Source organism: Kitasatospora mediocidica KCTC 9733, assembly GCF_000744225.1.
Classification (GTDB): domain Bacteria; phylum Actinomycetota; class Actinomycetes; order Streptomycetales; family Streptomycetaceae; genus Kitasatospora; species Kitasatospora mediocidica.
Map to the genome: position 1 here is coordinate 1,163,039 of NZ_JQLN01000007.1, position 22,843 is coordinate 1,185,881.

At 72.1% G+C, this 22,843-nt stretch carries 24 protein-coding genes; 16 read left to right on the plus strand and 8 right to left on the minus strand.

What is annotated here, in order from left to right:
- Window positions 1–3: 3 nt before the first annotated feature.
- The 5 genes from BS80_RS35435 (at window position 4) to BS80_RS35455 (ending at window position 6,866) form a co-directional block, all read left to right on the plus strand.
- Window positions 4–2,970: a cation-translocating P-type ATPase gene (locus BS80_RS35435; RefSeq protein WP_063772147.1), complete on the plus strand. Its 2,967-nt coding sequence runs from the start codon at window positions 4–6 to the stop codon at window positions 2,968–2,970.
- A gap of 266 nt (window positions 2,971–3,236) precedes the next feature.
- Entirely contained in the window at window positions 3,237–3,518 is a 282-nt protein-coding gene (locus tag BS80_RS35440) for a dsRBD fold-containing protein (protein WP_157536767.1), read from the plus strand.
- Between the two features lie 27 nt (window positions 3,519–3,545).
- Window positions 3,546–4,559 (plus strand): Acg family FMN-binding oxidoreductase, encoded by a 1,014-nt coding sequence (locus BS80_RS35445; protein ID WP_035805723.1) that lies wholly within the window; start codon window positions 3,546–3,548, stop codon window positions 4,557–4,559.
- Window positions 4,556–5,752 (plus strand): DUF5994 family protein, encoded by a 1,197-nt coding sequence (locus tag BS80_RS43960; RefSeq protein WP_063772148.1) that lies wholly within the window; start codon window positions 4,556–4,558, stop codon window positions 5,750–5,752. The genes BS80_RS35445 and BS80_RS43960 overlap by 4 nt, the downstream gene beginning before the upstream one ends.
- A gap of 256 nt (window positions 5,753–6,008) precedes the next feature.
- Window positions 6,009–6,866 carry a universal stress protein gene (locus BS80_RS35455; protein ID WP_035805724.1) on the plus strand — a complete coding sequence of 286 codons (858 nt, stop codon included), beginning with the start codon at window positions 6,009–6,011 and terminating at the stop codon, window positions 6,864–6,866.
- A 33-nt stretch (window positions 6,867–6,899) separates the two neighbouring features.
- On the opposite strand, the gene BS80_RS35460 is transcribed toward BS80_RS35455, so the two are convergent.
- Window positions 6,900–7,586 carry a pyridoxamine 5'-phosphate oxidase family protein gene (locus BS80_RS35460; RefSeq protein WP_051967620.1) on the minus strand — a complete coding sequence of 229 codons (687 nt, stop codon included), beginning with the start codon at window positions 7,584–7,586 and terminating at the stop codon, window positions 6,900–6,902.
- Between the two features lie 158 nt (window positions 7,587–7,744).
- On the opposite strand from BS80_RS35460, the gene BS80_RS35465 reads away from it, so the two are divergent.
- Window positions 7,745–8,134 (plus strand): DUF302 domain-containing protein, encoded by a 390-nt coding sequence (locus tag BS80_RS35465; protein WP_035805726.1) that lies wholly within the window; start codon window positions 7,745–7,747, stop codon window positions 8,132–8,134.
- A gap of 383 nt (window positions 8,135–8,517) precedes the next feature.
- Here the strand turns inward: BS80_RS35465 and BS80_RS35470 are convergent, their stop codons facing one another.
- Window positions 8,518–8,955 (minus strand): universal stress protein, encoded by a 438-nt coding sequence (locus BS80_RS35470; RefSeq protein ID WP_035805729.1) that lies wholly within the window; start codon window positions 8,953–8,955, stop codon window positions 8,518–8,520.
- 206 nt (window positions 8,956–9,161) lie between these two features.
- On the opposite strand from BS80_RS35470, the gene BS80_RS35475 reads away from it, so the two are divergent.
- Window positions 9,162–9,428 (plus strand): DUF1918 domain-containing protein, encoded by a 267-nt coding sequence (locus BS80_RS35475; RefSeq protein WP_063772149.1) that lies wholly within the window; start codon window positions 9,162–9,164, stop codon window positions 9,426–9,428.
- A 194-nt stretch (window positions 9,429–9,622) separates the two neighbouring features.
- A complete protein-coding gene (locus tag BS80_RS40060) occupies window positions 9,623–11,587 on the plus strand; it encodes a PAS domain S-box protein (RefSeq protein ID WP_083975726.1) in 1,965 nt (654 codons plus the stop codon).
- 194 nt (window positions 11,588–11,781) lie between these two features.
- Here the strand turns inward: BS80_RS40060 and BS80_RS35485 are convergent, their stop codons facing one another.
- From BS80_RS35485 to BS80_RS35490, 3 genes are all read right to left on the minus strand, one after another.
- Window positions 11,782–12,306, minus strand: a complete 525-nt coding sequence (locus BS80_RS35485; RefSeq protein ID WP_035805731.1) for an RICIN domain-containing protein — start codon at window positions 12,304–12,306, stop codon at window positions 11,782–11,784.
- 303 nt (window positions 12,307–12,609) lie between these two features.
- Window positions 12,610–12,732 (minus strand): hypothetical protein, encoded by a 123-nt coding sequence (locus BS80_RS43705; RefSeq protein ID WP_269676609.1) that lies wholly within the window; start codon window positions 12,730–12,732, stop codon window positions 12,610–12,612.
- Window positions 12,733–12,891: 159 nt separating this feature from the next.
- Window positions 12,892–13,365 carry a hypothetical protein gene (locus BS80_RS35490; protein WP_035805732.1) on the minus strand — a complete coding sequence of 158 codons (474 nt, stop codon included), beginning with the start codon at window positions 13,363–13,365 and terminating at the stop codon, window positions 12,892–12,894.
- A 379-nt stretch (window positions 13,366–13,744) separates the two neighbouring features.
- Between BS80_RS35490 and BS80_RS35495 the strand changes: the two genes are divergently transcribed.
- From BS80_RS35495 to BS80_RS44215, 8 genes are all read left to right on the plus strand, one after another.
- The gene (locus tag BS80_RS35495) at window positions 13,745–14,458 is read left to right on the plus strand and encodes a VIT1/CCC1 transporter family protein (RefSeq protein WP_035805734.1); all 714 of its coding nucleotides are present in this window, start codon (window positions 13,745–13,747) and stop codon (window positions 14,456–14,458) included.
- 241 nt (window positions 14,459–14,699) lie between these two features.
- On the plus strand, window positions 14,700–14,888 hold the full coding sequence (locus BS80_RS35500) for a hypothetical protein (RefSeq protein WP_035805736.1): 189 nt from the start codon (window positions 14,700–14,702) through the stop codon (window positions 14,886–14,888).
- Complete coding sequence (locus tag BS80_RS35505) at window positions 14,885–15,547, plus strand: cytochrome b N-terminal domain-containing protein (protein WP_051967621.1); 663 nt, start codon at window positions 14,885–14,887, stop codon at window positions 15,545–15,547. Before BS80_RS35500 ends, BS80_RS35505 begins: the two co-directional genes overlap by 4 nt.
- Window positions 15,544–16,500 carry a hypothetical protein gene (locus BS80_RS35510; protein WP_035805738.1) on the plus strand — a complete coding sequence of 319 codons (957 nt, stop codon included), beginning with the start codon at window positions 15,544–15,546 and terminating at the stop codon, window positions 16,498–16,500. Before BS80_RS35505 ends, BS80_RS35510 begins: the two co-directional genes overlap by 4 nt.
- A 283-nt stretch (window positions 16,501–16,783) precedes the next feature.
- Entirely contained in the window at window positions 16,784–18,193 is a 1,410-nt protein-coding gene (locus BS80_RS35515; RefSeq protein ID WP_035805740.1) for a ferredoxin reductase family protein, read from the plus strand.
- Window positions 18,194–18,208: 15 nt separating this feature from the next.
- The gene (locus BS80_RS38745; protein ID WP_035805742.1) at window positions 18,209–18,706 is read left to right on the plus strand and encodes an FMN-binding protein; all 498 of its coding nucleotides are present in this window, start codon (window positions 18,209–18,211) and stop codon (window positions 18,704–18,706) included.
- 5 nt (window positions 18,707–18,711) lie between these two features.
- Window positions 18,712–19,548 carry an FAD:protein FMN transferase gene (locus BS80_RS35525; protein ID WP_157536768.1) on the plus strand — a complete coding sequence of 279 codons (837 nt, stop codon included), beginning with the start codon at window positions 18,712–18,714 and terminating at the stop codon, window positions 19,546–19,548.
- Between the two features lie 3 nt (window positions 19,549–19,551).
- Window positions 19,552–19,761, plus strand: coding sequence for a hypothetical protein (locus BS80_RS44215; protein WP_035805745.1), 210 nt, complete (start codon window positions 19,552–19,554; stop codon window positions 19,759–19,761).
- A 152-nt stretch (window positions 19,762–19,913) separates the two neighbouring features.
- Here the strand turns inward: BS80_RS44215 and BS80_RS35535 are convergent, their stop codons facing one another.
- The 3 genes from BS80_RS35535 to BS80_RS35545 form a co-directional block, all read right to left on the minus strand.
- Entirely contained in the window at window positions 19,914–21,587 is a 1,674-nt protein-coding gene (locus BS80_RS35535; protein ID WP_035805748.1) for an FAD-binding dehydrogenase, read from the minus strand.
- A complete protein-coding gene (locus tag BS80_RS35540; protein ID WP_051967622.1) occupies window positions 21,577–22,230 on the minus strand; it encodes a TetR/AcrR family transcriptional regulator in 654 nt (217 codons plus the stop codon). Before BS80_RS35540 ends, BS80_RS35535 begins: the two co-directional genes overlap by 11 nt.
- Window positions 22,231–22,462: 232 nt before the next feature.
- Complete coding sequence (locus BS80_RS35545) at window positions 22,463–22,828, minus strand: hypothetical protein (RefSeq protein WP_035805751.1); 366 nt, start codon at window positions 22,826–22,828, stop codon at window positions 22,463–22,465.
- Between the last annotated feature and the right edge of the window lie 15 nt (window positions 22,829–22,843).

Here is a 22,843-nt window from a genome sequence, read left to right on the forward strand (position 1 = left end):
GACATGGCCGGCAAGGCACTGCCCCTGTCGCATCCGCCGACAGTCGGCACCGAGGGTCCAGGGTCCCCCGACCCGCGCGAGCCGCTGTCCCTGCTCCTGCGCGACATGCGAACCTCGCCGCAGGGGCTGGCGGCGCGCGAGGCGGCCCGCCGGCTGACGGTCTACGGGCCGAACACGCTGGCACGACGAGGCGGGCGGCGCTGGCCCCGCGAGCTTGCTCAGCAGTTCACGCAACCGCTGGCGCTGCTGCTGGCCCTGGCCGCGGTCCTCGCCGCGGCCACCGGCGCACCGGCGCTCGCGCTGGCGATCCTGGCCGTGATCGTGCTCAACGCCCTGCTCGCCTTCGCGCAGGAGCAGCAGGCGGAGCGGGCGGTGGAGGCGTTGGCGGCGTTTCTTCCCGATCGGGCGGCGGCCGTCCGGGACGGGGTGCGTCAGGAGGTCGAGGCGACCGCGCTGGTGCCCGGTGACGTGCTGGTGGTTGAGGAGGGCAGTCGGATCTGCGCGGATGCCCGGCTGCTGTCGGGCGGGGTGGAGGTGGACCTGTCGGCGCTGACCGGCGAGTCGGTCCCGGTGTTCCGGTCGGCCGAGTTCATCGACGCCTCCGGGCCACTGCTCCAGGCTCGCGAGCTGCTCTTCACTGGCACGACGTGTACGGGCGGGCAGGCTCTGGCTGTCGTCACGGCCACCGGGATGCACACGGAGCTGGGGCGGATCGCGGCGCTCAGCCAGCGCACCCAGCGCGAGGAGAGCCCGCTGGAGCACCAGGTCAAGCGGGTGGCTCGGCTGATCGCGGTGATCGCGGTGGGTGTGGGTGTGGCGTTCGTACCGCTGGGTCTGGCGTCCGGGCTGTCGCTGACGGCCACGGTGGCGTTCGCGATCGGCCTGCTGGTCGCCAACGTGCCGGAGGGCCTGCTGCCCACGGTCACCCTCGCGCTTGCCTCGGGGGTCCGCGCGCTGGCCCGGCGCGGTGCGGTGGTGAAGCGGCTGTCCGCTGTGGAGACGCTCGGCTCGACACGGGTCGTCTGTACCGACAAGACCGGGACGCTGACCGAGAACCGGATGCGGGTCACCACGGTCTGGACCCCAGGGGGCGAGAGCGACTTGGGAGATGCCATCCCCGGGGCCGTACCGGAGCAGGTCCACCTGCTGGCCGCTGCCGCCGCCGCCTGCACCACGGCGACGTCGGCCGCCGGGCCGGACGGCCACCCCACCGGCGACCCCACCGAACTCGCGCTGCTCGACCTCGCCGCCCGCCTCGGCGACCAGGCTCCGCCCGAGGAGCGCGACCGGCGGCGACGGGCGATGTTCCGCTTCGACCCGCGGATCAAACTGATGACCACCGCCGATGCCGAGGACGACGACGCCGTGGTCCTGCACAGCAAGGGCGCGCCGGAGGAACTCCTCCTCCACGCCGACGCCGTCCTCGACCACAGGAGCGAGCGCCCGCTCACCCCCGCCGACCGGGCGGAGATCGTCCACACCGTCGGATCGCTGGCCCAGCGGGGGTTGCGGGTCCTCGCCGTGGCCCGTCGACGCTTTCCCCGCGGGCAGCTCCCACCCGGCAGCCGCGAGGACACCGAGCAGCACCTCTGTTTCCTCGGCCTGGTCGCCATGGCCGACCCGCCGCGCCCCGAGGTCGCCCACGCCATCGAACTGGCACACCACGCAGGGATCACCGTGCACGTGGTCACCGGCGACAACGGCCTGACCGCGGCCGCCATCGCCGCGCGGGTCGGCATCGGCCACCGCGGCATGCGCATCGTCACCGGCACCGAACTGGAGGCGATGAGTGAACGCGAACTGGACACCCTGCTCGCCCGCGGCGAAGAGGTGATCTTCGCCCGCTCCTCGCCCGAGGCCAAACTGCGGATCGCCGACGCGCTGCGCGCCGCCGGCAACACCATCGCCATGACGGGTGACGGCGTCAACGACGCACCGGCCCTGCGCCGCGCGGACATCGGCATCGCCATGGGTCGCTCCGGCACGGACGTCGCGCGCGAGGCGGCGACCATGGTGCTCACCGACGACAACTTCGCCACCATCGTCGCCGCCGTCGAGGCGGGCCGGCGGACCTACGACAACATCCGCAAGTTCATCGTCTACATCTTCGCCCACGCTGTCCCCGAGGTCGTCCCGTTCCTGGTCTTCGCCCTGGCCGGCGGCATGATCCCGCTGCCGCTGACGGTGATGCAGATCCTCGCGATCGACCTGGGCACCGATACCCTCCCCGCCCTCGCCCTGGGCCGGGAGAGAGCCGAACCCGGGCTGATGGACCGCCCGCCCCGACCACGCAACGAAGGCGTCATCCAGCCCGCGATGCTCGCCCGCGCCTGGGGGTTCCTCGGACTGATCTCCGCCGTCCTCGTCATGGGCGGCTACTTCCTGACCCTCAGCCGCGGCGGCTGGCACCCGGGCGACCCGACCGGAGCCGGCACCGCACTGCACCACACCTACCAGCAGGCCACCACCGTCACCTGGCTCGGCATCGTCAGCTGCCAGATCGGCACCGCCTTCGCCGTCCGCACCGAACACGCCTCGCTGCGCTCCCTGGGCGTGTTCAGCAACCGCTACCTGCTCGGCGGCATCGTCTTCTCCCTCACCTTCGCCGCCGCGCTCGTCTACCTGCCGCCCCTGCACTCCGTCTTCGGCACCGCGGCCCTCACCCCGCTCCAGCTCGCCACCGTGTTGCCCTTCCCCTTCATCGTCTGGGGCGCGGACGAACTACGCCGGGCGCTGCTGCGCCACCGCGCCGGCCCACTCCCGGTGCCGCAGTCCGTTCCGCTTGCACCGGTACTCCCCCAACCTGCGGCCGACAGCGGCGGCCACCACCCGCTGACCGTCCTGCTCGCCCGCCACGGCTGGAGTGCCCACCGACTCTCCCGCGCCCTGGACGTGAGCGAACACGCGGCCGCCGACATCGTCGCCCACGCCCACCGGGTCGGCGCCGAGCACGGTAGGCGAGGGCCGTGAACACGCCGAACGGGTCCGTCCGGAACCGGATGAGGGCCGGACGGCCCAAGCCCGGAGCCCTCCGACAGCGCAGGCTTGTAGGTGACAGGGAGCAAAGGAGGCGGTCGCCGTGGCGAAGGCTTCGGATCACGAGTGTCCGGCATCGCGAACACCGGCTGTCCGAGCCATCACGCTTCGTCACCTACGGGCGGCGGCAGACCGCCACCGATCCGCACCAGCCCGCGCGACTGCGCCCCGGGAGGACAGACGGAAGGATGCACCTGGCCATGAACGAACGCACCACGACGCAGCAGGCGCGCACCAAGCAGTGGACGCTGCACCTCGACATCTTCGAGGAGGGCGACATCACCAAGGTCCACGCCGTTCTGAACACCGGCGACAACACGCTGCGAAGTCACGCCTCCGCCCAGCGCAACCCGCACGATGATCCCGCCCCCGAGATCGGCGACGAGTACGCGGCCGGCCGCGCCCTCCTCGACCTCGGCCGACAACTGATCAACGCCGGCCGGACCGACTCCTGGACGGACGACCCCGCGCCGCACGACTGACTTCCTGCCGGCCAGGAGGTACTCACCATGACCATGCAAGCCCTCACCCCCGACGAACTGCGCCTGCTGGCCGAGGCCGGCGGAGCGGCGCCGTCGCTGCACAACAGCCAGCCGTGGGCCTTCTGGCCCACCCCTGACGCGCGAGGTCTGTGCCTGTCCGCCGATCCGCAACGGTCCGTCCCGCTCACCGACCCCGACGGCCGGGCCCTGCACATCTCGCTGGGCGCAGCCCTGTTCAACCTTCGGCTCGCCGCCCTCCACCTCGGACGGGAGCCAGCGGTGCGACTGCTTCCCCACGCAAGCGACCCCCACCTGGTCGCGGTACTGGACCTCTCCCAGCCCGGCGCCGACCCACAGCCCTACGGCCGGGACCTCTACCGGGCGATCACGCAGCGCCACTCCAGCCGTCAGCCGTTCGCCAATCGCGACGTCCCCGAGGCGGTGCTCGGCGAACTGATGGCGGCGGCCGTCGACGAGGGCGTGGTGCTGTCCGCGTTGGAGGAGGACGGAGTGCGCCGGGTCCTGTCACTGACCGCGCAGGCCGAGCGGCGCACGGACGCCGACCTGGCCCGGATGGCCGAGACCCGCAGCTGGCTGCGGGTGGAGCAGCCCGCGACGGACGGCATCCCGCAGGCCGCGCTCGGCCCGCAGGACCACGAGGCCCATGTGCCGATGCGCAGCTTCACCGGTCGTCCGTCCTCGGACGCCGCACACTCCCAGCGATTCGAGGCGCTGCCCCAACTGGCCACCCTCACCACCCGTGCCGACCTGCCGGCCGACTGGCTGCGCGCCGGCCAGGCGATGCAGCGCGTGTGGCTGCTGGCCACGGTCGAGGGTGTCCGCGTCTCGGTGCTGCACCAGGCCGTCGAGTGGCCCGACACCCGCTGGGGACTGCGCGACCCGGCCGAGGGCCCCGGCCACGTCCAGCTCGTCCTACGCATCGGCTACGGGCCGCCCGGATCCGCCACGCCCCGCCGCCCGGTGGCGCAGACGCTGGACCTGAGCGGCATGCGGAACACCTCGGAGGGCGGTGAACCATGAGCCACCGCACGGTCCAGGACGTGATGACCCGCCAGGTGGTCCGCGTCGTGCCCACCACCGGCTTCCACGAGATCCTGGCCCTGCTCACCGAGTTCGACATCACCGCCGTCCCCGTGGTCGACGATGCCGACCATCCGATCGGCATCGTCTCGGAAGCCGATCTGATGTACACCCAGGAGGCCCAGGAGGATCCGTCCTCCCCGCTGCCCCCACCACCCGCGCAGGCCGAGGGCCCGGACCGGACCGGCGCCGAAACAGCGCAGGAGCTGATGACCGCCCCCGCCCTGTGCACCACGCCGAGCACCAGCGTGGTGGCCGCCGCCCGCGCGATGGACCGCCATCACGTCAAGCGACTGCCCGTCGTCGACGAGGACGGCCGACTCGCGGGCATGGTCAGCCGCAGCGACCTGCTCAGAGTGTTCCTGCGTGACGACCAGGTCATCCAGCACGACATCGTGGAGGACGTCCTGGGCCAGATCGAGGGCGTGAGCCCGGCCGCCGTCGGAGTCGAGGTCACGCAGGGTCGCGTCGTCCTCAGCGGCGTCATCGAACCGCGCCGCCTGACCCCGATCGTGCTGCGCTTGTGCCGCTCCGTCGACGGCGTCGTATCCGTCACCGACCGCACGGCGTCACGATCAGGTCCGGTGGCTCCCTCTGATCACACGGGGTGCCGATCGGCACCCCCGACAGTCCGACTCGATCCCGAGGCAGGTACAGAGATGACGACTTCCTTCGATCCCGCGACCACCCAGGCACCGGACCTGCCGGCCCGGGTCTCGCTGACACCCACCGGTGCATCCCCCGGGAGACTGGACGGGGCGTGGTGGCCGCGCTCGCATGACCTCGTGCGCGAACTCCCCTCACTCGCAGCGGAGATGGACCCCAGGTGGGGGCGGATCATCCGCGTCACCGTGAACCCGACGCACTGGCCGGTCATCCCCCGCGAGGTCCCGGTCACCGGCCACGTCATCCAACTCGGCTGGTTCGAACAGGAGCAGGACGCGGACGAGGTGATGGTCTGCTCCTTCATCCCACGGCGCCTTGAACTGCTGGTGATTCCCCCCGGGACCGAGGCATCCGTCGCCGAGCGCCTGATGACGGCCGCAGCGGACCCGGCCAACGCCCGCACCGGCACCGACCTGCTGGCGGCCTACGGCGCGCCCACGGCTGAGAGGGCGACCCTGCAGAAGTGACACCCGTGCTGTTGCCCGCAGTGCGCTGCGGGCAACAAAAACCCGGGCCATTCGCACGCACCCGGCTCCCGACACCTCGGCGCCGGGCACCGTGGCACCGTGAAACGTCTGTCCGGCACGGTGGCCAGGCCAGGACAGCAGCCCATCGCGGCAGGACGATGAGAAGGAGCGCAGGAGCCGACTGAGGACGTCGGGCATGGCGACGGACGGGCTACCGGCGACTTCGGCGACGGTCCGTGGAGCGAGGGAGAAGCCGATGAGACACCCGGTCATCGTGGGAATCGACGGCACGGACGCCAGCCACGACGCGGTCGGCTGGGCCGCCGAGGAGGCGCGTCTGCGTGGCGTCCCCCTGCACGTGGTGCACGCCTGGCTCGGCGAGACGTTGAACGCGCCGGCCGGGCAGGTGACCCGGCAGACCCGCGACGCCGGCGAGGAGGCCCTCGGAGCGGCTCGCGAACAGGCCCGCATGCACAGCCCCGGTCTGGAGGTCACCACCGAGCTGCTGGACGACTACGCCCGCGAAGCCCTGTTCGCCGCGTCGGAGGAGGCGGACCTGTTGGTCCTCGGGGCCCGCGGCTCCGGCGGCTTCTCGCGCCTGCTGGTCGGCTCGACGAGCCTGCACCTGTCCGTCCACGCCCTGTGCCCGGTCGTCGTGGTCCATCCGCGAGAGGCCCGGTCGACGCCCGGTGGCGTGTTGGTGGGCGTCGACGGCGAGCAGGGCGGCGAGGAGGTGCTCACCTTCGCCTTCGAGGCCGCCGGCAGGCGGAACCTGCCGCTGCAGGCCGTGCACGCCTGGAGCTATCCCCTGGTCAGCGGGCCGGGCCACGCCTTCCCCGCCGTGTACGAGGAAGAGCGGATCGCCGCTGAGCGGGAGCGGATGCTCACCGAGGCACTCGCAAAGACGATGAAGAAGCACACCGACGTGGAGGTGGCGGTGATCGCCGTGCGCTCCAGCGCGGCGAAGCTGCTGGTGACGCTCTCCGAAGCCCATCAGCTGGTGGTGGTCGGGCGTCACGGGGCGGTACGCGGGCCCCTGCGGCGTCTGGGCTCGGTGAGCCAGGCCGTCGTGCAGCACGCGCACTGCCCGGTCGCCGTGGTGCCGTTGGGATGAGCCGCCCCGACAGCCCTGGCGGCCGTGACGCGCTCAGGCCGGGCGGATGATCCGGCCGGTGACCCGGGTCGGGTTGATCCGTACCCAGAGGTCACGCCTGCCACCCGCCCAGGGCTCCGCCGCGGACTGCTCCATCAGCAGTTGGACGGCTGCGGGCTCGGTGACGTGCTCGACCGTCCCGACGACCACGACGCTCCACCCCCGGCTGCGGGTCTCGTCGATCTGGTCCACCTCGAAGGCGACCTCGCCGCCCGGCACGGCCGCGGTCACGGTGCCGGGGGCCGTGCGGTAGATGATCGTCCCGCCGAGGACGGTGTAGTTCACCGGGACGATGGCGGGCCCGTCGGGCGTGGACAGCCCTAAGCGACCGATCCCGTGCGAGCCGAGCCGGTCGCGGGACTCCTCGGGATCCAGTTTCCACAGTCCCTGCCCGGAGGCCGCGTCGCCCTGCCCGGGCGGCCCGTCACCGCTGCCGTCCAGCAGTTCCCGTGGCGTCGTCTCCAGAGCCGCCGCCAGTCGGTGCAGCCCGACGCTGTCGAAGTCGCCGCCGAGCTCCTCCAGAAGCTGGAGGTAGCGCGGCGCCATGTCGGCCCGGGTCGCCAGCTGCTCGTGGGTGAGTCCGAGCTGTCGCCGGCGCTGCGCCACCCGCTGCGCGAACCCGCCCTGCCGGCCTGGTGTCGAACGGCCGGGCTCGTCAGGCGGCGTGGTGTCCTCGCTCACGACCGATCACCTCCTCCCACCGAGCATGACACCCGCAGCGCAGAGGGGCCGCATGAGGCAACCGTGGCCTCGCCGCGCGCCCGCCGACGGGCTGGCCTGGCCGCGAGAGCCGGTCCGGCCCACCATGGAAGGGCGGCCAACCGGCATCGGAGAAGACCATGGACTACGGACTCAGTGTCTGGCTCGACCTCCCGTTCGCAGACGCCGTCGAACGCGTGCGAGCCGCACTGGCCGCGGAGGGCTTCGGCATTCTGACCGAGATCGACGTACAGGCGACGCTTCGCGCCAAACTCGGCGAGGAGATGGAGGACTACCTGATCCTCGGCGCGTGCAACCCCCCACTCGCACATCGCGCCCTCGGCGTCGACCGCCGGATCGGCCTGCTGCTGCCGTGCAACGTGGTGGTCCGCGCCGCCGACGGCGGGACCGTGGTCGAGGCCATGAACCCGCAGGTGATGGTACGGATCAGCGACCGGACGGAGCTGACGCCCGTCGCGGACGAGGCGACGGCCCGGCTCCGTGCCGCGCTGGACACCCTGCACGACTGACCTCGACTCCGACGGCGATGCCACCGTCGAAGTCGAGGCCCCGAGGACAGAGCTCTGAGCGTTCAGCGCTCACCGTTCTCCGGGCGCCGACTTCGCCCGGACCAGAGCGGCTCGACCTGCTGCCAGTCGTGCTCCCACCCGCACGCAGCCCGAGGTCGAGCACCCGCCGACGGACGGCGCGACCGGTCCACACCGCTGCACCTGTCACGGCGAAGACGCCGAGCCCGTACATGCCGGCCGTCGTCTCCAGCCGGCGGTCGGCTTGCGGGGTCGCTGCCTGCTTTCCGCTGTCGTCGACCCAGAGCGATATCCGAACCCCCGGCTGCTGGGCCGGTGGGCCCACCACCCGATACCGCTCGTACGGCCCCGTAGGGCCGGCCGGCTCAGCCCTCCCGGACGATGACCACCGGGCAGGGGGCGTGCATAGCGCAGCGCTCGCTCACGGAGCCGAGCAGTGCCCGCGCGAAAGTGCCGTGCCCCCGGCTTCCCACCACCAGGAGCTCTGCGCCGCGCGCCGCGTCGATGAGTACGTCGGCCGGGTTCCCAGGGACCAGCCGCCGTTGCACCTCCACCGGCTGCCCGGCACCGAGCACCTCGCCGAGTTCTTGATCGAACTTCCGGCGGGCGACGCCCTCGTCGAGGTCCGGGGCGATCATGGGGGCTGACCAGCCGTACGCCACCAGCGTCTCCCACGCACCGACAGCGTCCACCGTCCCCCCGATCAGCTGCGCCTGGCGGATCGCCCACCGCAGAGCCGCGTACGACGACGGCGAGCCGTCGACACCGACCACAACCCGCGGCGCCGCATCGTTCCCGGTCATCCCAGTCCACCTCACCGTCGCTACCGAAACCTTCAACCCCCACGCTGCTCCCATTCCGCCCGACCGGCCAGCAGAAGCCTCCGGCCGGCCCCACCCTGCCGACCCAATCGGCCCTGGTCAGCGCCGGCCGATTCTGATGGTCTGGATCTGGAGCAAAGGGGCGGTCGAGCCCGAACGTCGAACGCTTCACACACCTGGAGGCTGCCATGAAGGCCGGCATCGGAGACCGGGTCATCGTGGAGGGCACACGTCCCGGCGCAGTGCGCCGAGACGGGCGGATCGTCGGGCTGCACCATGAGGACGGCAGCCCGCCCTGGGATGTGCTCTGGTCGGACAACGGCCACACCACCACGCTGTTCCCCGGCCCGGACACCCACCTGCACCACTTCACCCACAGCGCGACGAGCACGCCCGCACCGACGACCTGGCCGTCCGCGCCCTCTTCTCACGCGCGTGACCTGACGGACCCGTAGGCCGACCATGCCTCGTGTCCGGTCGCCGTCGTGCCAGAACAGGACGGGCACGACGAGCGACCCGCCTGATCGGTACAGCCGGGCAGACTGCCCCCAGCGGTCGGAACCACCCACCTTCAGAATCAATTACGGGCAAAAGCGAGCGCCTTGGGGCAGCACCTGCGTACCACCGCGGCGCGCACTAGCGTCAGCGCATGGTTGCCACCCAGGGCGGTTCGACTGACGCGGTGTCCGTACCAGAGGCGAGAGAGGAGTCGGCCACCCGAACGCGGCGGACCACGGTCCAGGATCTGAGCGAACTGCGCGCTGCCGAACAACGGTTCAGGGGGCTGCTGGAGTCCGCGCCCGACGCCATGGTGATCGTGGACGACTCCGGGACCATCAAGCTGGTCAACGCGCAGACCCAGGCGCTGTTCGGCTACGACCGCCACGAGCTGCTCGGCCGCCCGGTGGAAGTGCTGCTGCCCGAGCGGTTCCGCACCCGGCACCCCCACTACCGCGCCGGCTACACCACCAACCGCCGCACCAGGCCGATGGGTTCCGGACTGGAGCTGTACGGGCTGCGCAGGGACGGCACGGAGTTCCCGGTCGAGATCAGCCTCAGTCCGCTGGAAACGGCCGAAGGGCTGCTGGTCTCCGCGGCGATCCGCGATGTCAGCGACCGCAAGGCGGCCGAGGCGCGGATCAGTGAACTCGCGGCCCTGGTCGAGTCGTCACAGGACGCCATCATCACTACGACGCGGGACGGCCGGATCACCTACTGGAACACGGCCGCCCAGATCCTCTACGGCTACAGCGCGGCCGAGGCGGTCGGCCTGCACCTCGCCGTACTGGCTCCCCCGGAACACAAGGACGAAGTGGCGGCCCTGCTGGACCGCCTGGCCGACGGCGAGCGGATCGAGCACTGCGAGACCTTGCGGGTGACCGACATCGGGCGCCTGCTGCACGTGGACGCGACGCTCTGGCCCACCCGTGGCCATGACTACGAGATCACCGGCGCCTCTGCCATCGTGCGCGACGTCGCCGAGCGCAAGCGCGCCGAACTCGAACTCACCCGGCTCTACGAGCAGCAGCGCCACATCGCCCTCACCCTGCAGCGCAGCCTGATGGGCTCGCCGCCCGACGTGCCGGGCATGCCGACGGCCAGCCGCTACCTCGCCTCCACCCAGGGCGCGGGTGTCGGCGGCGACTGGTTCGACCTGATCCCGCTCGGCGCCCACCGGATCGGCGTCATCATCGGCGACGTGATGGGCCGCGGGCTGGAGGCGGCGGCCGTGATGGGCCAGTTGCGCTCAGCCGCCCACGCACTGGCCAAGACCGGCATGCAGCCCAGCCGACTGATGCACGCTCTGGACGCCGTCGTCGCCGACCTCCCGGACCAGCTGGTGACGTGCTGCTACCTGATCGTCGACCCGGACGCCGGCGAGGTGACGATCTGCTCGGCCGGACACCTGCCCGCGCTGCTCGTGGCGCCGGCCAACGAGGTCCGTCAGCTTCCGGCCCCGATCAGCGTCCCGCTCGGCGTGGGCGAGGTCACCCACCGGCAGACCACGCTGCCCGTCCCCCGCGGTTCGACCCTGGTCCTGTACACCGACGGCCTGGTGGAGACACCAGCGAGCGACCTGGATGTGCAGATCGCCAAACTGACCGTCGAGCTCCAGGCCGCCTTCACCCGGACGCCGGTGCTGGAGCAGTGCGCGGACCAGGTCCTGGAGGCCATGCTGCCGCGCTCGGAGGGCTACCCCGACGACGTCACCCTGCTGCTGGCCCACCTTCCGGCCGCACCGCTGGCGAGCGCCGCAGCCGAGTTCCGGGCCGAGCCGGTGACGGCGTCGGCGGCCCGCCGCTTCCTGCGCACGACCCTGCGGGGCTGGGAGTGCGAGGACGCCTGCGACACCGCCTGCCTGCTCGCCTCCGAGATCGTCACCAACGCGGTGCGGCACGCCCAGGGCCCGATCGGGCTCCGGGTGCACCGCACCCGTCGCGAGCTGACCATCGAGATCTCCGACGGCAGCACCCAGCTCCCGGCGCCGCGGCTGGCCGACAGCGCGAGCGAGGACGGCCGCGGCCTCTTCCTCGTCGAGGCCCTGGCGCACAGCTGGGGTGCCCGGCCGACGAGTTCCGGCAAGACGGTCTGGTTCACGGTGCCGCACCCGTGACGCCTCGCTTCACGCCACCGACGGAGTGCTGCCGACCGGATCGCCCGGGACGATGCCGTCGATCCGGTACCCGAGCCGGTCAGTCGCCGCCACGACGCCGTCCACGCCACGGCACAGCCTCACCAGGGCGAGAAGTCGGCGAGCACGTTCAGCTCCCTTCGACGGCGTGCAGCGGTGCCGGGCGATGACGGATGCTACGGAGCGGTGCTGAGCGCGAGGATCTGTGCGGGATTGGAGCTGTTGCACGCCGCCAGGTCGAACAGGGGGCCCGGGTATCCGTTGGGTGTCGGGGAAACCTGTATGCAGTCGGCCTCGGGGTAGGCGTAGATACTGGGAGCGGCGAACTGGTACCGGTTGCCACCTGCGCCGACGGGGTGGAGGGTCCATTCGGTGTAGCTGCTGCAGACCGCCTGCCGGACGCCCCAGCGGAGCTTCTCGATGCACTGGCCGTTGGCCTGGCTGACGATCTGGTAGGTGGCGGGCGTGCCGGCGACCGCCTCGAAGGCGAAGTTCTGGCTCGTCGACCCGTTGCAGGAGTGGCCGTAGGTGTCGAGGAAGTACTGACCGGGGTTGGTCGTGCTGGTGTCCAGGCAGGTGTTCTGCGTGGCCGAGTAGATGGTGCTGATCGGCGCTGTCTGCGCGGCGGCCGTCTGGGGTGCCACGATCGCGCCCGCGGCCGCGGCGGCTGTCGCCGCGACGAGGAGGGGCTTGCTGATCACGAGGAGTTCTCCTGTCCCCCGCCCGCGGTCGGTCCGCGAGCGGCTCGTACTTGCCGGCGCTCGACCGGCGCCGGTGCCCGTTGTCCGGTCGGGCGAGCGGGTGCGAGCGGAGGCGGATCGTCAGGGGGCAGTTGCTGAACTGGTGCCTGACGAGTGGAGTTGGACACCGCCCGCCATGAGAGCGGCCAGGGGTGTACGCCGACTCACTGTGCTCCCTCTCCTGAAGTCGGTCCCGAGTCTTCCGCGCAGGACCGGGGGCCGTGCGATGCCCCTCGCCACCGGCTTGGAACCTCCTGGGCCCACTCAGGGGACCGTGACGCAGACCTGCTCCTGGTAGGCCCACTGCTGGGAGTAGCCGTCCCATGCCTGGTCGAGGCCGCAGTATCGGCCGGAGTCCGTGAGTGCCGGGGCCGGCGATCCGCGCACCGCAACTCGCCTCGATGAAGAGGCTGTTCCCCCGGAATTGGCCTGAGGGTTGACGTCCCAGCGCCAGTCGACGACGCCGGAGCGGCTGAGGCCCGCGCCGGAGCTGGGCCGGACTGGTCCGAGTGACGAGGGCGCGGTGCTGCCCCTGCGCCGGCTCGGTCAGCGGGCGGAGGAGCCGCTGGGCACGCGCCGTCCTGCGGTGGCCTGCGCCGTCCTGAAGGCGGCCAGGACGATCGCGGCAGCCATGAGCAGCAGGGTGCCCTCGACGGCGAGGCTGATGAGGGCGAGGGGTTCGGTCCAGTTGCCCTTGTCGTCGCTGTAGTCGGGCAGCCCGGGGCCGCGGGAGAGGACGAAGCCGAGCAGGGGGCCGAGAGCGACGCCGGCGGCGAGCAGCCATTCGACGGGGTAGGCGTCGCTGCGCAGCCCGCGCAGTCTGCTTCCTGCGAGGAGCAGGACCGCGCAGAGGACACCGGTCGCCTCCAGCAGGTAGTAGCCGATGGCGACGTAGTGCGGTGTCTTGTCGCCGGGGAATCCGCCCTGGTCCTGGACGTGGATCCAGGACACGGCCAGGCAGAGCAGGGCGGCTGCCGCTCTGGGGAGGATGCGGGCGGGAGTGGGGGCGGGCGTGGGCATCAGAGCCTCCGGGGCATGGGGAAAGGCGTGCCGGGATGGTGCGGAAAACCGGGGCGTCGGGCGCGTCGGCGAGCCCGACGGTTCCCCGCGGATGCACGTCGGAGAGCTGCCGCCGAGCGCGGACTTGACGTGACGGGGACAATGCTGACGCAGGATCAGAACCCTGGCTACCGCTGAAGGCTAGGAGAAGCCTCTGAATCGGGATCCCGCCCGTTCAGGGTCGGCGTGAAGGGGCCGGCGTTCCACAGTCACCTCGCCGGTCCTCGCCGGTCCTCGCCGAGCATGGTCGGTGCGGAGGCCGACCGGGCTGCCGCGACGGGCACAACGGCCATGGGCGGTGGACGATGGCTGTGTCGTCCCGGAGAGGAGCGTCTGCGCCATGTCCTTCCTCGATCAGCTGAGTCCACACCCGGAGGGCCACAGTGCCGGCCGGGCGGGTTGGCTGCGCGCCGCAGTGCTTGGCTCCAACGACGGTCTGGTCTCGGTCGCGAGCCTGATGGTTGGCCTGGCGGCGGCCGGGACGAGCACGTCGACGGTGGTCACCGGTGGTCTGGCGGCGCTGTCCGCCGGAGCCATGGCGATGGCGGCCGGGGAGTATGTCTCGGTCAGCTCCCAGGTCGACGTCGAGGTGGCGGACCGGGCCAAGGAGACCCGGGAGCTGGCGGAGGACCCGGAGGCCGAACTCGCCGAACTCACCGCCATCTACGAAGCCCGGGGGGTCCCCGGCCCGCTGGCTCTGCAGGTGGCGAAGGCCCTGCACGAGGCCGACCCTCTGGAGGCGCACCTGCGCGACGAGCTCGGGCAGAGCGAGCAGAGTGCCGCTCGGCCGCTCCAGGCCGCCCTCGCCTCCGCGAGCAGCTTCCTGACCGGCGGCCTCGTGCCGTTCCTGGGACTGCTGGCCACCGGCACCACCGCCCGCCTGTGGCTGATCGTCGCCGTCACCCTCTGCGGCCTCGCCGTCGCGGGCCTCCTGGCCGCCCGCGTGGCCGGCACCCCCCTGCTGCGTCCGACGCTGCGCGTCGTCGTCGGCGGCGCGCTCGCGATGGCCGTCACCGCGGCGGTCGGACAGCTCGCCCACGCCTCAGGCATCTGACACCGGCTGTTGGCCGTCGCCTCGTTCTCCCTCTCGCCGGAGCCGGTGTGATCACTCGGCCCACCGGGTGAACCCCGGTGGCGCCTCGGGCGCTGCGCGGCACCGGCAGGCGACAATCGGTCCCGCGTGCCACCTCGAAGGCATGAGGAAGCCTCCTTGCGGCCGCTGACGCGGGACGCGGCCGGCCCGGAGCGGTCGAGCTCCGGTCAGTTCACTTGTCTGTTGAGGAAGTCGGGGCCCCATGGTCGGATCCGGGTACGAGTTCACACGCACGCTGGCTGCGCCGATCGACCTCGACGGCACCGGGCGCTACGTGCACTGGGGTGTCGTGCAGATCTCCGTCGCCAACCTCGTGGTGATCGCCCTGATGGTGCTGGTCTTCGTGCTCGCCGTGCTGCTGCCCTTCCCGCGCGGACGGAAGCGCCGATGAGCAGCGCCGCCCCGGCTCCCGAACACGGTTGGACCGGGTGGCTGCGCCGTCGGGTGGTCGCGGCGCTGCCGCCGGAGAAGCTGCTGCCCGACTCCCAGCCGGCCTATATGTCGTCGTGGGTCTACCTCTTCGGCGTCGCGACCGTCTCGTCGCTGGCGGTGGTGCTGGTCAGCGGTGGGCTGCTGGCGTTGAAGGGGCCGGCGTGGTGGCACGTCTCGGCGGTGGGCAAGTACGTCAACAGCCTGCACCTGTGGAGTGTCGAGCTGTTCATGTTCGTCCTGGTACTCCACCTGTGGGCGAAGTTCTTCATGGCCGCCTGGCGGGGGCGGCGCGTCCTGACCTGGATGACCGGCGCGGTCGCGTTCCTGACCTCCATCGGCACGGCCTTCTCCGGCTACCTGGTGCAGCAGAACTTCGACTCGCAGTGGATCGCGGACCAGGCCAAGGACGGCATGAACGCGGTCGGCATCGGCGCGTTCTGGAACGTCCTGGACTTCGGCCAGATGCTGACGTGGCACATCGTCCTGTTCCCCGCCGTGATCTGCCTGCTGAGCGCGTGGCACGTGCTGCTGGTACGCCTGCGCGGCATCGTGCCACCCATCGACGCCCCCGCACCCGACACCCACCTGATCCCGCCCGGCCAGGAGGAGCGAGCGTGACCCGAAGAAACCGCCGGGCCGCCACGCCGGAGTCGTCGGCGTTCCCGACCCGGCCCTACGACCTGATCAAAGAGGTCACCATCGCGATGGTCCTGGTCGCCGCACTGACCGCCGGCCTCGCCGCACTCTTCTCCTCCCCCGATGAGCGGCCCGTCACCCTGGGCTCCTGGTCCCGCACCGCCTCGGCGGACTTCACGGCCACCGCGGTCTCCGAACTCGACGGCACCAGCACCACCGCCCAGTACGGCCCCCCGTACAACCACACCCCGGGAGCCGGACAGAAGATCGGACCGCTCGGCCTGCAACGGCTCGCCGGGGTGCGCATCCCGATCGACACCGCCGACGACTTCGTGATCCAGCCCCTGCGCCAGGCCCCCGAACCTCCCGCGGTCACCGACGCCCTCGCCGCCTGGAGCGCCGCACCCGCCAACCAGCAGCAGGCGTGGGCCTCCGCCTACTCCGACGCGCTCGGCAAGGCCCCCAACGGCGACCCCGCCCAGGTCGCCCCCGGCGGCTACGGCCCGGTCCCGGTGCTCACCTCCCGCCTTCTGCAGTTGGCGCAGTCGGGCGCCCTGGACGGCGAACTGCTCACCGAGGGGGGCCAGTTCTACCAGACCGACTACACCCGCCCGCTGCTCTTCCTCGGCGACGGAACCTACTTCGCCAACCTCGCCCAGGCCCAGCATCTGGCGGGCGACCAGTGGGGCATGATGAACGAGACCGGCAACTATCCCGGCCAGGCCTGGCTGTGGCTCTACACCTTCTGGTACCAGATCGAGCCGTTCAAGAGCTCCGGCAACGCCGACGCCCTCGTCTGGGCGCTGATGGCCCTGCTGAGCGTGGCCCTGGTCCTGGTCCCCTTCATCCCCGGCATCCGGTCCATCCCCCGCTGGACCCGGGTCCACCGGCTGATCTGGCGCGACTACTACCGCACCCAGCAGCCGCCCCGCTGACACGGTCGAGGCCGGGCGCGGCAGCTCCGGCCCGTGCAGCCAGTCGGTGGATCGGCATTCCGCCGCGCTTCGCAGATCGGCATTCTGATCGACTGCCGCCGGACACCCGGTCGTGTCCTGATCCGGGGCTGGTCGGCGCGCGCATGGCGCCCACCGGGAGTCGGACCGCCCGCGACAGGGTCGGCGAACCCGCGTGAGCTCGCGCACCGGGCTGTTACCGGAGTGTTATGCGGCGGGGGGAAGAGTGGCACTGGAAGATCCCGCTCAGTGATGGGAGCCGCCGGTGTCCACCGTCAGCGCGCACTCCGCACGGCATGCCCGCCACCGGGCCGGCCCGCCCCCGCAGCAGCCGTCCGGTCTGCCGCCGGTGGGCCACCTCTGGTCACGGGCCCTGCTGCTGGTCATCTGGGCCGGGGTGCCGGCCGTCCTGGCGATCTGGTGGCAGAACACCATCCCCGGCTCGCTGCGCGGCGCCGGGGACTACGTGACCTCGGCCGGGCGCCTGTCCGGCCTGCTGGCCGCCTACCTGCTGCTGGTCCTGGTCGCGCTCATGGCGCGCATCCCCTGGCTGGAGAACCGGGTCGGCTCCGACGTGGTGACCCGCTACCACCGGACGCTGGGCGAGTACACCGTCGCCCTGGCCGCCGCGCATGCCGTGCTGATCATCCTCGGCTACTCCTGGCAGTCCGGCACCAACCCGCTCTCGGAGACGGTCACCGTCGTCTTCGACTACCCGGACGTGCTGCTGGCGACCATCGCGCTGGCCCTGCTGGTCCTGGTGGGGGTCGTCTCGGCCCGCGCGGTGCGCCGCAAGCTGCCCTACGAGACCTGGTACCACATCCACCTGCTCGTCTACGTCGCCATCGCGCTCGCCTTCGCCCACGAGTTCTCCGTCGGCGCCGACTTCTCCGCCTCGCCGCGCAACCGCCTGCTCTGGTCCGGTGCCCACATCGCCGTGGCCGCCGCCGTCCTCCTCTTCCGCGTCGCACTGCCGCTGCGCCGCTCCCTGCGCCACCAGGTCCGCGTGGCCCGCGTCGTCCCCGAAGGGCCCGGCGTCGTCTCGATCCACCTGACCGGACACGACCTCGACACGCTGGACGCCCGCGCCGGCCAGTTCCTGCGCTGGCGCTTCCTGGCCCGCGGCCTGTGGTGGCAGTCCCACCCCTACTCGCTGTCCGCCGCACCCGAGCGCGGCCAGTGGCGGATCACCGTGAAGAACCTCGGCGACTCCAGCACCGCCCTGGGCCGCCTGCGCCCCGGCACCCGGGTCTGGTTCGAAGGCCCCTACGGCGCCTTCACCGGACAGCGCCGCAACCCCACCCGCAAGGTCCTGCTGATCGCCGGCGGCGCCGGCATCACCCCGATCCGCGCCCTCTACGAGAGCCTGCCCGGCACCGGCAACGACGTCATCCTGCTCTACCGCGCCTCCCGTCCCGAGGACCTCGTCCTCTACCGCGAGCTGCAGGAGATCGCCCACCGGCGCGGCTTCGGCCTCCACCCGCTGGTCGGCCCGCGCAGCGGACCCCAGGGCGACCCACTGTCCGCCGCACGCCTGCGCCAGAGCGTGCCCGACGTCGCCCACCGAGACGTGTACGTGTGCGGGCCCGCCGGCATGGCACAGGCCACCGAGCGCCAGCTACGCCACCTGGGGGTCCCCGCACGGCGGATCCACAGCGAAGCATTCGAGTTCTAGGAAGGCGGACGCCCCATGCGCAAGACCACGATGGCGCTGCTCGCCACCAGTGCCGGCCTCGCCCTGGTCATCGGAGCCAAGGTCGAGTCCGCCACCTCCCCGCACTCCGCCCTCGTCGCGACCTCCGGCCCGCCGGGCGCGCAGTCACCGGCAGGCGGCAGCTCCACGAACCCCGGCGCACCCACCGCTGCGGCACCGTCCGGTGGCACGAGCACCCCGGGCTCCGCCGGGGCTTCGGCCGGCGGGCGGTTCACCGGCAGCGTGGTCGACACCCGCTACGGCCCGGTCCAGGTCCAGGCCGTCCTGACCGCCGGCAAGATCACCGACATCACCGTGCTGCAGCAGACCACCGGCGGCCACAGCTCGCAGATCGACTCCTACGCCCTGCCCCAGCTCAAGGCCGAGGCACTGCAGGCGCAGAGCGCCAACATCGACGTCGTCTCCGGCGCGACCTACACCTCCGACGGATACGCCCAGTCGCTCCAGGCAGCCCTCGACGCGGCCCACCGGTGACCGCCGTGCGCACCGCCACCGACCACGTCATGGGCACCGTCGTCTCCCTCAGCGCCCCCGGCACCACCGACCCCGCGCTCTTCCAGGCCGCGGCCACCGCCGCGTTCGCCCACCTCCACCACATCGACGAGGTCTTCTCGCCCTTCAAGCCGGACAGCCCGATCAGCCGCATCCGCGACGGACGCCTGCCCCTGACCGCCCTCGCCGACCACCCCGAGGGCCCAGGCATTCGCGAAGTCCTGCACCTTTGCGAGCAGTTGAAGCAGGACAGCGACGGTGCGTTCGACGCCTGGGCGGTCGGCGACCCACCCCACTTCGACCCGTGCGGCGCGGTGAAGGGCTGGGCCGCAGAGCGCGCCTCCGCCCTGGCCATCGCCCACGGCCTGCCCCGGCACGTCCTGAACGCCGGCGGCGACGTCCGCCTGCACAGCGGCCACGACCCCGCCGCCCCCTGGCGGGTCGGCATCACCGACCCCCACCACCCGGGCACCGTCCTGACCGTGCTCCAGGTGCACGACGGCGCGGTGGCCACCTCCGGCACCACCGAGCGCGGCGCCCACGTCTTCGACCCGCGCACCGCCCGCCCCGCCACCGGCCTGGCCCAGGTCACCGTCACCGGCCCCGACCTCACCCTCGCCGACGGCTACGCCACCGCCGCCCTCGCCATGACCACCGGCCCCGACGGCCCGGTCACCGCCCACGCCTGGCTGGACGACCTCGCCCACCGCACCGGCTACCAGGCCCTGACCGTCGACCCGCAGGGCGCCACCTGGTACACGTCCGGCCTGCCCGAGCTGCTCACCAGACCTGCCGCCTCCGCGTCCACCTCCGCGAGAGGATGACCCATGCGGATCCTGATCGTCGAGGACGAAGAACGCCTGGCCGCGCGCCTCGCCGAGGGCCTGTGCGACCAGGGCTTGGCCGTGGACATCAGCCACGACTGCGGCGACGCCCCCTACAAGATCGACACCAACGCCGGCACGGCGAACGCGACGAAGCTCCAGCTCTGGGCCTGCTCGGGCGCGGGCAACCAGCAGTGGAGCCTGCGCAGCTGAACAGGGCTCCGGTGGCCGGTCTCCGCCGTTGCGGGGACCGGCCACCGGGGCATCCGCCGTCCGCAGAGAAGCCCTCAGGTTGGTTCCACGTCTGGTTGGACCGGCCGTTGGAGGTCCACAGTTGGACCAGGGCGCCGTTTCCCGGTGTGGGCTCAGGCCGTGGCTGCGGCCGCCGCGCGGCCGGCCGCGCGGCCCGAGAAGAGGCAGCCGCCGAGGAAGGTGCCTTCCAGGGAGTTGTAGCCGTGGACACCGCCGCCGCCGAATCCGGCGACTTCGCCGGCGGCGTAGAGCCCGGGCACCGGGGTGCCGTCGTGGCCGAGCGCGCGGGAGTCGAGGTCGGTCTGGATGCCGCCCAGGGTCTTGCGGGTCAGCACGTGGAGCTTGACGCCGATCAGCGGGCCTGCGGCCGGATCGAGGAGGCGGTGCGGGGTGGCGGTGCGTCCGAGACGGTCGCCGAGGTAGCGGCGGGAGTTGCGGATGCCCTGGATCTGGGCGTCCTTGCTGTACGGGTTGTCCGTCTGCAGGTCGCGCGCCTCGATCTGACTGCGCATCAGTGCGGCGTCCAGGTGCGGCTTGTCGGTCAGCGCGTTCATCTTCGCGACGAGTTCCTCCAGGGTCGCGGCGACCACGAAGTCCTCGCCGTTGCGCTTGAAGGCCTCGACGGGCGCGGGCGCGCCGCTGCCGAGCAGGCGTTCACGGAGGAAGGCGCGGCGGTCCTTGGCGGTGATGTCGGGGTTCTGCTCGGAGCCGGAGAGGGCGAACTCCTTCTCGATGATCTTCTGGGTGAGGACGAACCAGGAGTGGTCGTGCTCGCTCAGGTCGGGGGTGGTCCGCAGGTGGCGCAGGGTGCCGAGGGTGTCGTATCCGGGCAGGTACGGCTGGGGCAGGCGGCGGCCCAGGGCGTCGAACCACATCGAGGAGGGGCCGGGCAGGATCCGGATGCCGTGGCCGGCCCAGACCGGGTCCCAGTTGTGCACGCCCTCGGTGTAGTGCCACATCCGGTCGCTGTTGACGAGGCGGGCGCCGGCTTCGGCGCTGATGGCGAGCATCCGGCCGTCGACATAGGCGGGCACCCCGGTGGCCATGTGCTGAGGCGCGGTGCCGAGCCGGGCAGGCCAGTGTGCGCGGACCAGGTCGTGGTTGGCGCCGAGGCCGCCGGTGGTCACCACGACGGCCTGGGCGGTCAGTTCGAAGTCGCGCACCTCCTCGCGGCTGGAGGCGGCGCCGCGCGGCGCTCGGTCCTCGGCGAGTACCCGGCCGCGCACCCCGGTGACGGTGCCGTCGGTGGCGACGAGCCCGTCGACCCGGTGGCGGTGGTGGAAGCTGAGCAGCCCGCGTGCGGCGGCCTGGTGGGCGGAGCGGATGAAGGGCTCGACGACGCCGGTGCCGGTGCCCCAGGTGACGTGGAAGCGGGGTACGGAGTTGCCGTGCCCGTCGGCGCGCAGGTCGCCGCGTTCCGCCCAGCCCACGGTGGGCAGGAAGGAGAGGCCGTGGCCGGTGAGCCAGGAACGCTTCTCACCGGCGGCGAACTCGACGTAGGCGCGGGCCCAGCGCACCGCCCAGGAGTCCTGGTCGTCCAGGCGGTCGAACTGGGCACTGCCCTGCCAGTCGCTCCAGGCCAGGTCGAAGGAGTCCTTGACGCCCATCCGGCGCTGCTCCTGGGAGTCGACCAGGAACAGGCCGCCGAACGACCACCAGGCCTGCCCGCCGAGGTTGGCGGCGTTCTCCTGGTCGACCAGCGCCACCTTCCGTCCGCGGGAGGTGAGTTCGTGCGCGGCAGTGAGCCCGGCGAGGCCCGCTCCGACGATGATGACGTCAGCGTCCATGGGATTCCTCGGTGGTGAGCAGGGTGGTCAGCAGCCGGTGGAGCGCGGTGCGGGCGGCGGCGGTGTCGCCGTCGAGGAGCAGTTGGGCGGTGACACCGTCGTAGACGGCCACCACGGCGTGCGCGGCGGTGTCGGGGTCGGCCAGCAGCGGCGGCAGGTCGTGGTGGACGGACACTTCGCGCAGGCGCTGGGCGACGGTCGCGCGGAGCGTGGCGCGGTGTGCGGCCAACGCCTGTGCGACGGCGGGGCGGCGGGCGGCGTGGAGCAGGAACTCCGTTTTGACCAGCAGCCAGTCGCGGTCGAGCAGCAGGGCGTCGGTGACGCGGCCGAGCAGGTCGGGCAGCGACTGGTCGAGGATCCCGTCGGCCGTGGCGAGTGCATCGGCGAGCTGGCGGGTGATCAGCTCGGCCCTGACGTCGTAGAGGGCGAAGAACAGCTCGTCCAGGCCGGTGAAGTTCGAGTAGAACGCACCCCGGGTGTAGCCGGCGGCCTCGCAGATGCCCTCGATGGACGCCTGCCCGAACCCGACGGCGGCGAAGACGTCGAAGGCGGCGTCGAGCAGACGCGCCCGGGTCTGAATCCGGCGCCGGGTGACGCGTGGGGCGTGGGCGTCGGGAGGGGGCGCGGGTACAAGCGTGGCCATCGGCATCCTCAGTTCGATACACCAACGTATCCGATACGGGAATGTATCAATGCGTGGCTCGGCAGTCCAGGGACGATCTGCCCGGCCCCGGCTCGGCAGGCTCGCGGCGGTAGTCCGGTCCGGCCACGGGATCCGGACGGGACGTGTCGATGGGGTGCAGCGTCCCGTGCCCACCGGGTGCGGTCCGGTGGGCACGGGAAATATGGTTTGTGGAACAGGCCCGGGCTCGCGGTCAGTTCGCGGCGCGGCGCCGGGGGCGGCGCACCAGCGTCACGGCGCAGGCGGCCGCCAGCAGGACGGCCGGCAGCTGGTCGTCGAGCGTCACCAGGGCGCCCGGCCGGGTGATCGCGATGGCGGCGGCGGAGAGGCCGACGGGGATCAGGTAGACCCCGGCGGCGATCGCCCAGCGCGGGTCGCCGATCACCACGGTGGCCCGCAGCGCGACCAGCAGGAAGCCGACCGTCGCGACCAGGGGCAGCACCTGCAGGGCTTCGACCGAGGCCGGGGGCACCGGGAGCGTCAGGTCCGCGCCCTCGATCCGGGACCTCAACAGGTCGGTCTGCGTGACGATCTCGGAGCAGTGACGGTCGTCACTCAAGGCGGTCGTGACGAC

Bases quoted from the DNA above. Each gene is read 5' to 3' on its own strand.
- BS80_RS35435 (WP_063772147.1), top strand. From the start codon at position 4: ATGGCCGGCAAGGCACTGCCCCTGTCGCATCCGCCGACAGTCGGCACC.
- BS80_RS35440 (WP_157536767.1), top strand. From the start codon at position 3,237: ATGAACGAACGCACCACGACGCAGCAGGCGCGCACCAAGCAGTGGACG.
- BS80_RS35445 (WP_035805723.1), top strand. From the start codon at position 3,546: ATGACCATGCAAGCCCTCACCCCCGACGAACTGCGCCTGCTGGCCGAG.
- BS80_RS43960 (WP_063772148.1), top strand. From the start codon at position 4,556: ATGAGCCACCGCACGGTCCAGGACGTGATGACCCGCCAGGTGGTCCGC.
- BS80_RS35455 (WP_035805724.1), top strand. From the start codon at position 6,009: ATGAGACACCCGGTCATCGTGGGAATCGACGGCACGGACGCCAGCCAC.
- BS80_RS35465 (WP_035805726.1), top strand. From the start codon at position 7,745: ATGGACTACGGACTCAGTGTCTGGCTCGACCTCCCGTTCGCAGACGCC.
- BS80_RS35470 (WP_035805729.1), bottom strand. From the start codon at position 8,955: ATGACCGGGAACGATGCGGCGCCGCGGGTTGTGGTCGGTGTCGACGGC.
- BS80_RS35475 (WP_063772149.1), top strand. From the start codon at position 9,162: ATGAAGGCCGGCATCGGAGACCGGGTCATCGTGGAGGGCACACGTCCC.
- BS80_RS40060 (WP_083975726.1), top strand. From the start codon at position 9,623: ATGGTTGCCACCCAGGGCGGTTCGACTGACGCGGTGTCCGTACCAGAG.
- BS80_RS35490 (WP_035805732.1), bottom strand. From the start codon at position 13,365: ATGCCCACGCCCGCCCCCACTCCCGCCCGCATCCTCCCCAGAGCGGCA.
- BS80_RS35495 (WP_035805734.1), top strand. From the start codon at position 13,745: ATGTCCTTCCTCGATCAGCTGAGTCCACACCCGGAGGGCCACAGTGCC.
- BS80_RS35500 (WP_035805736.1), top strand. From the start codon at position 14,700: ATGGTCGGATCCGGGTACGAGTTCACACGCACGCTGGCTGCGCCGATC.
- BS80_RS35505 (WP_051967621.1), top strand. From the start codon at position 14,885: ATGAGCAGCGCCGCCCCGGCTCCCGAACACGGTTGGACCGGGTGGCTG.
- BS80_RS38745 (WP_035805742.1), top strand. From the start codon at position 18,209: ATGCGCAAGACCACGATGGCGCTGCTCGCCACCAGTGCCGGCCTCGCC.
- BS80_RS44215 (WP_035805745.1), top strand. From the start codon at position 19,552: ATGCGGATCCTGATCGTCGAGGACGAAGAACGCCTGGCCGCGCGCCTC.
- BS80_RS35535 (WP_035805748.1), bottom strand. From the start codon at position 21,587: ATGGACGCTGACGTCATCATCGTCGGAGCGGGCCTCGCCGGGCTCACT.
- BS80_RS35540 (WP_051967622.1), bottom strand. From the start codon at position 22,230: ATGGCCACGCTTGTACCCGCGCCCCCTCCCGACGCCCACGCCCCACGC.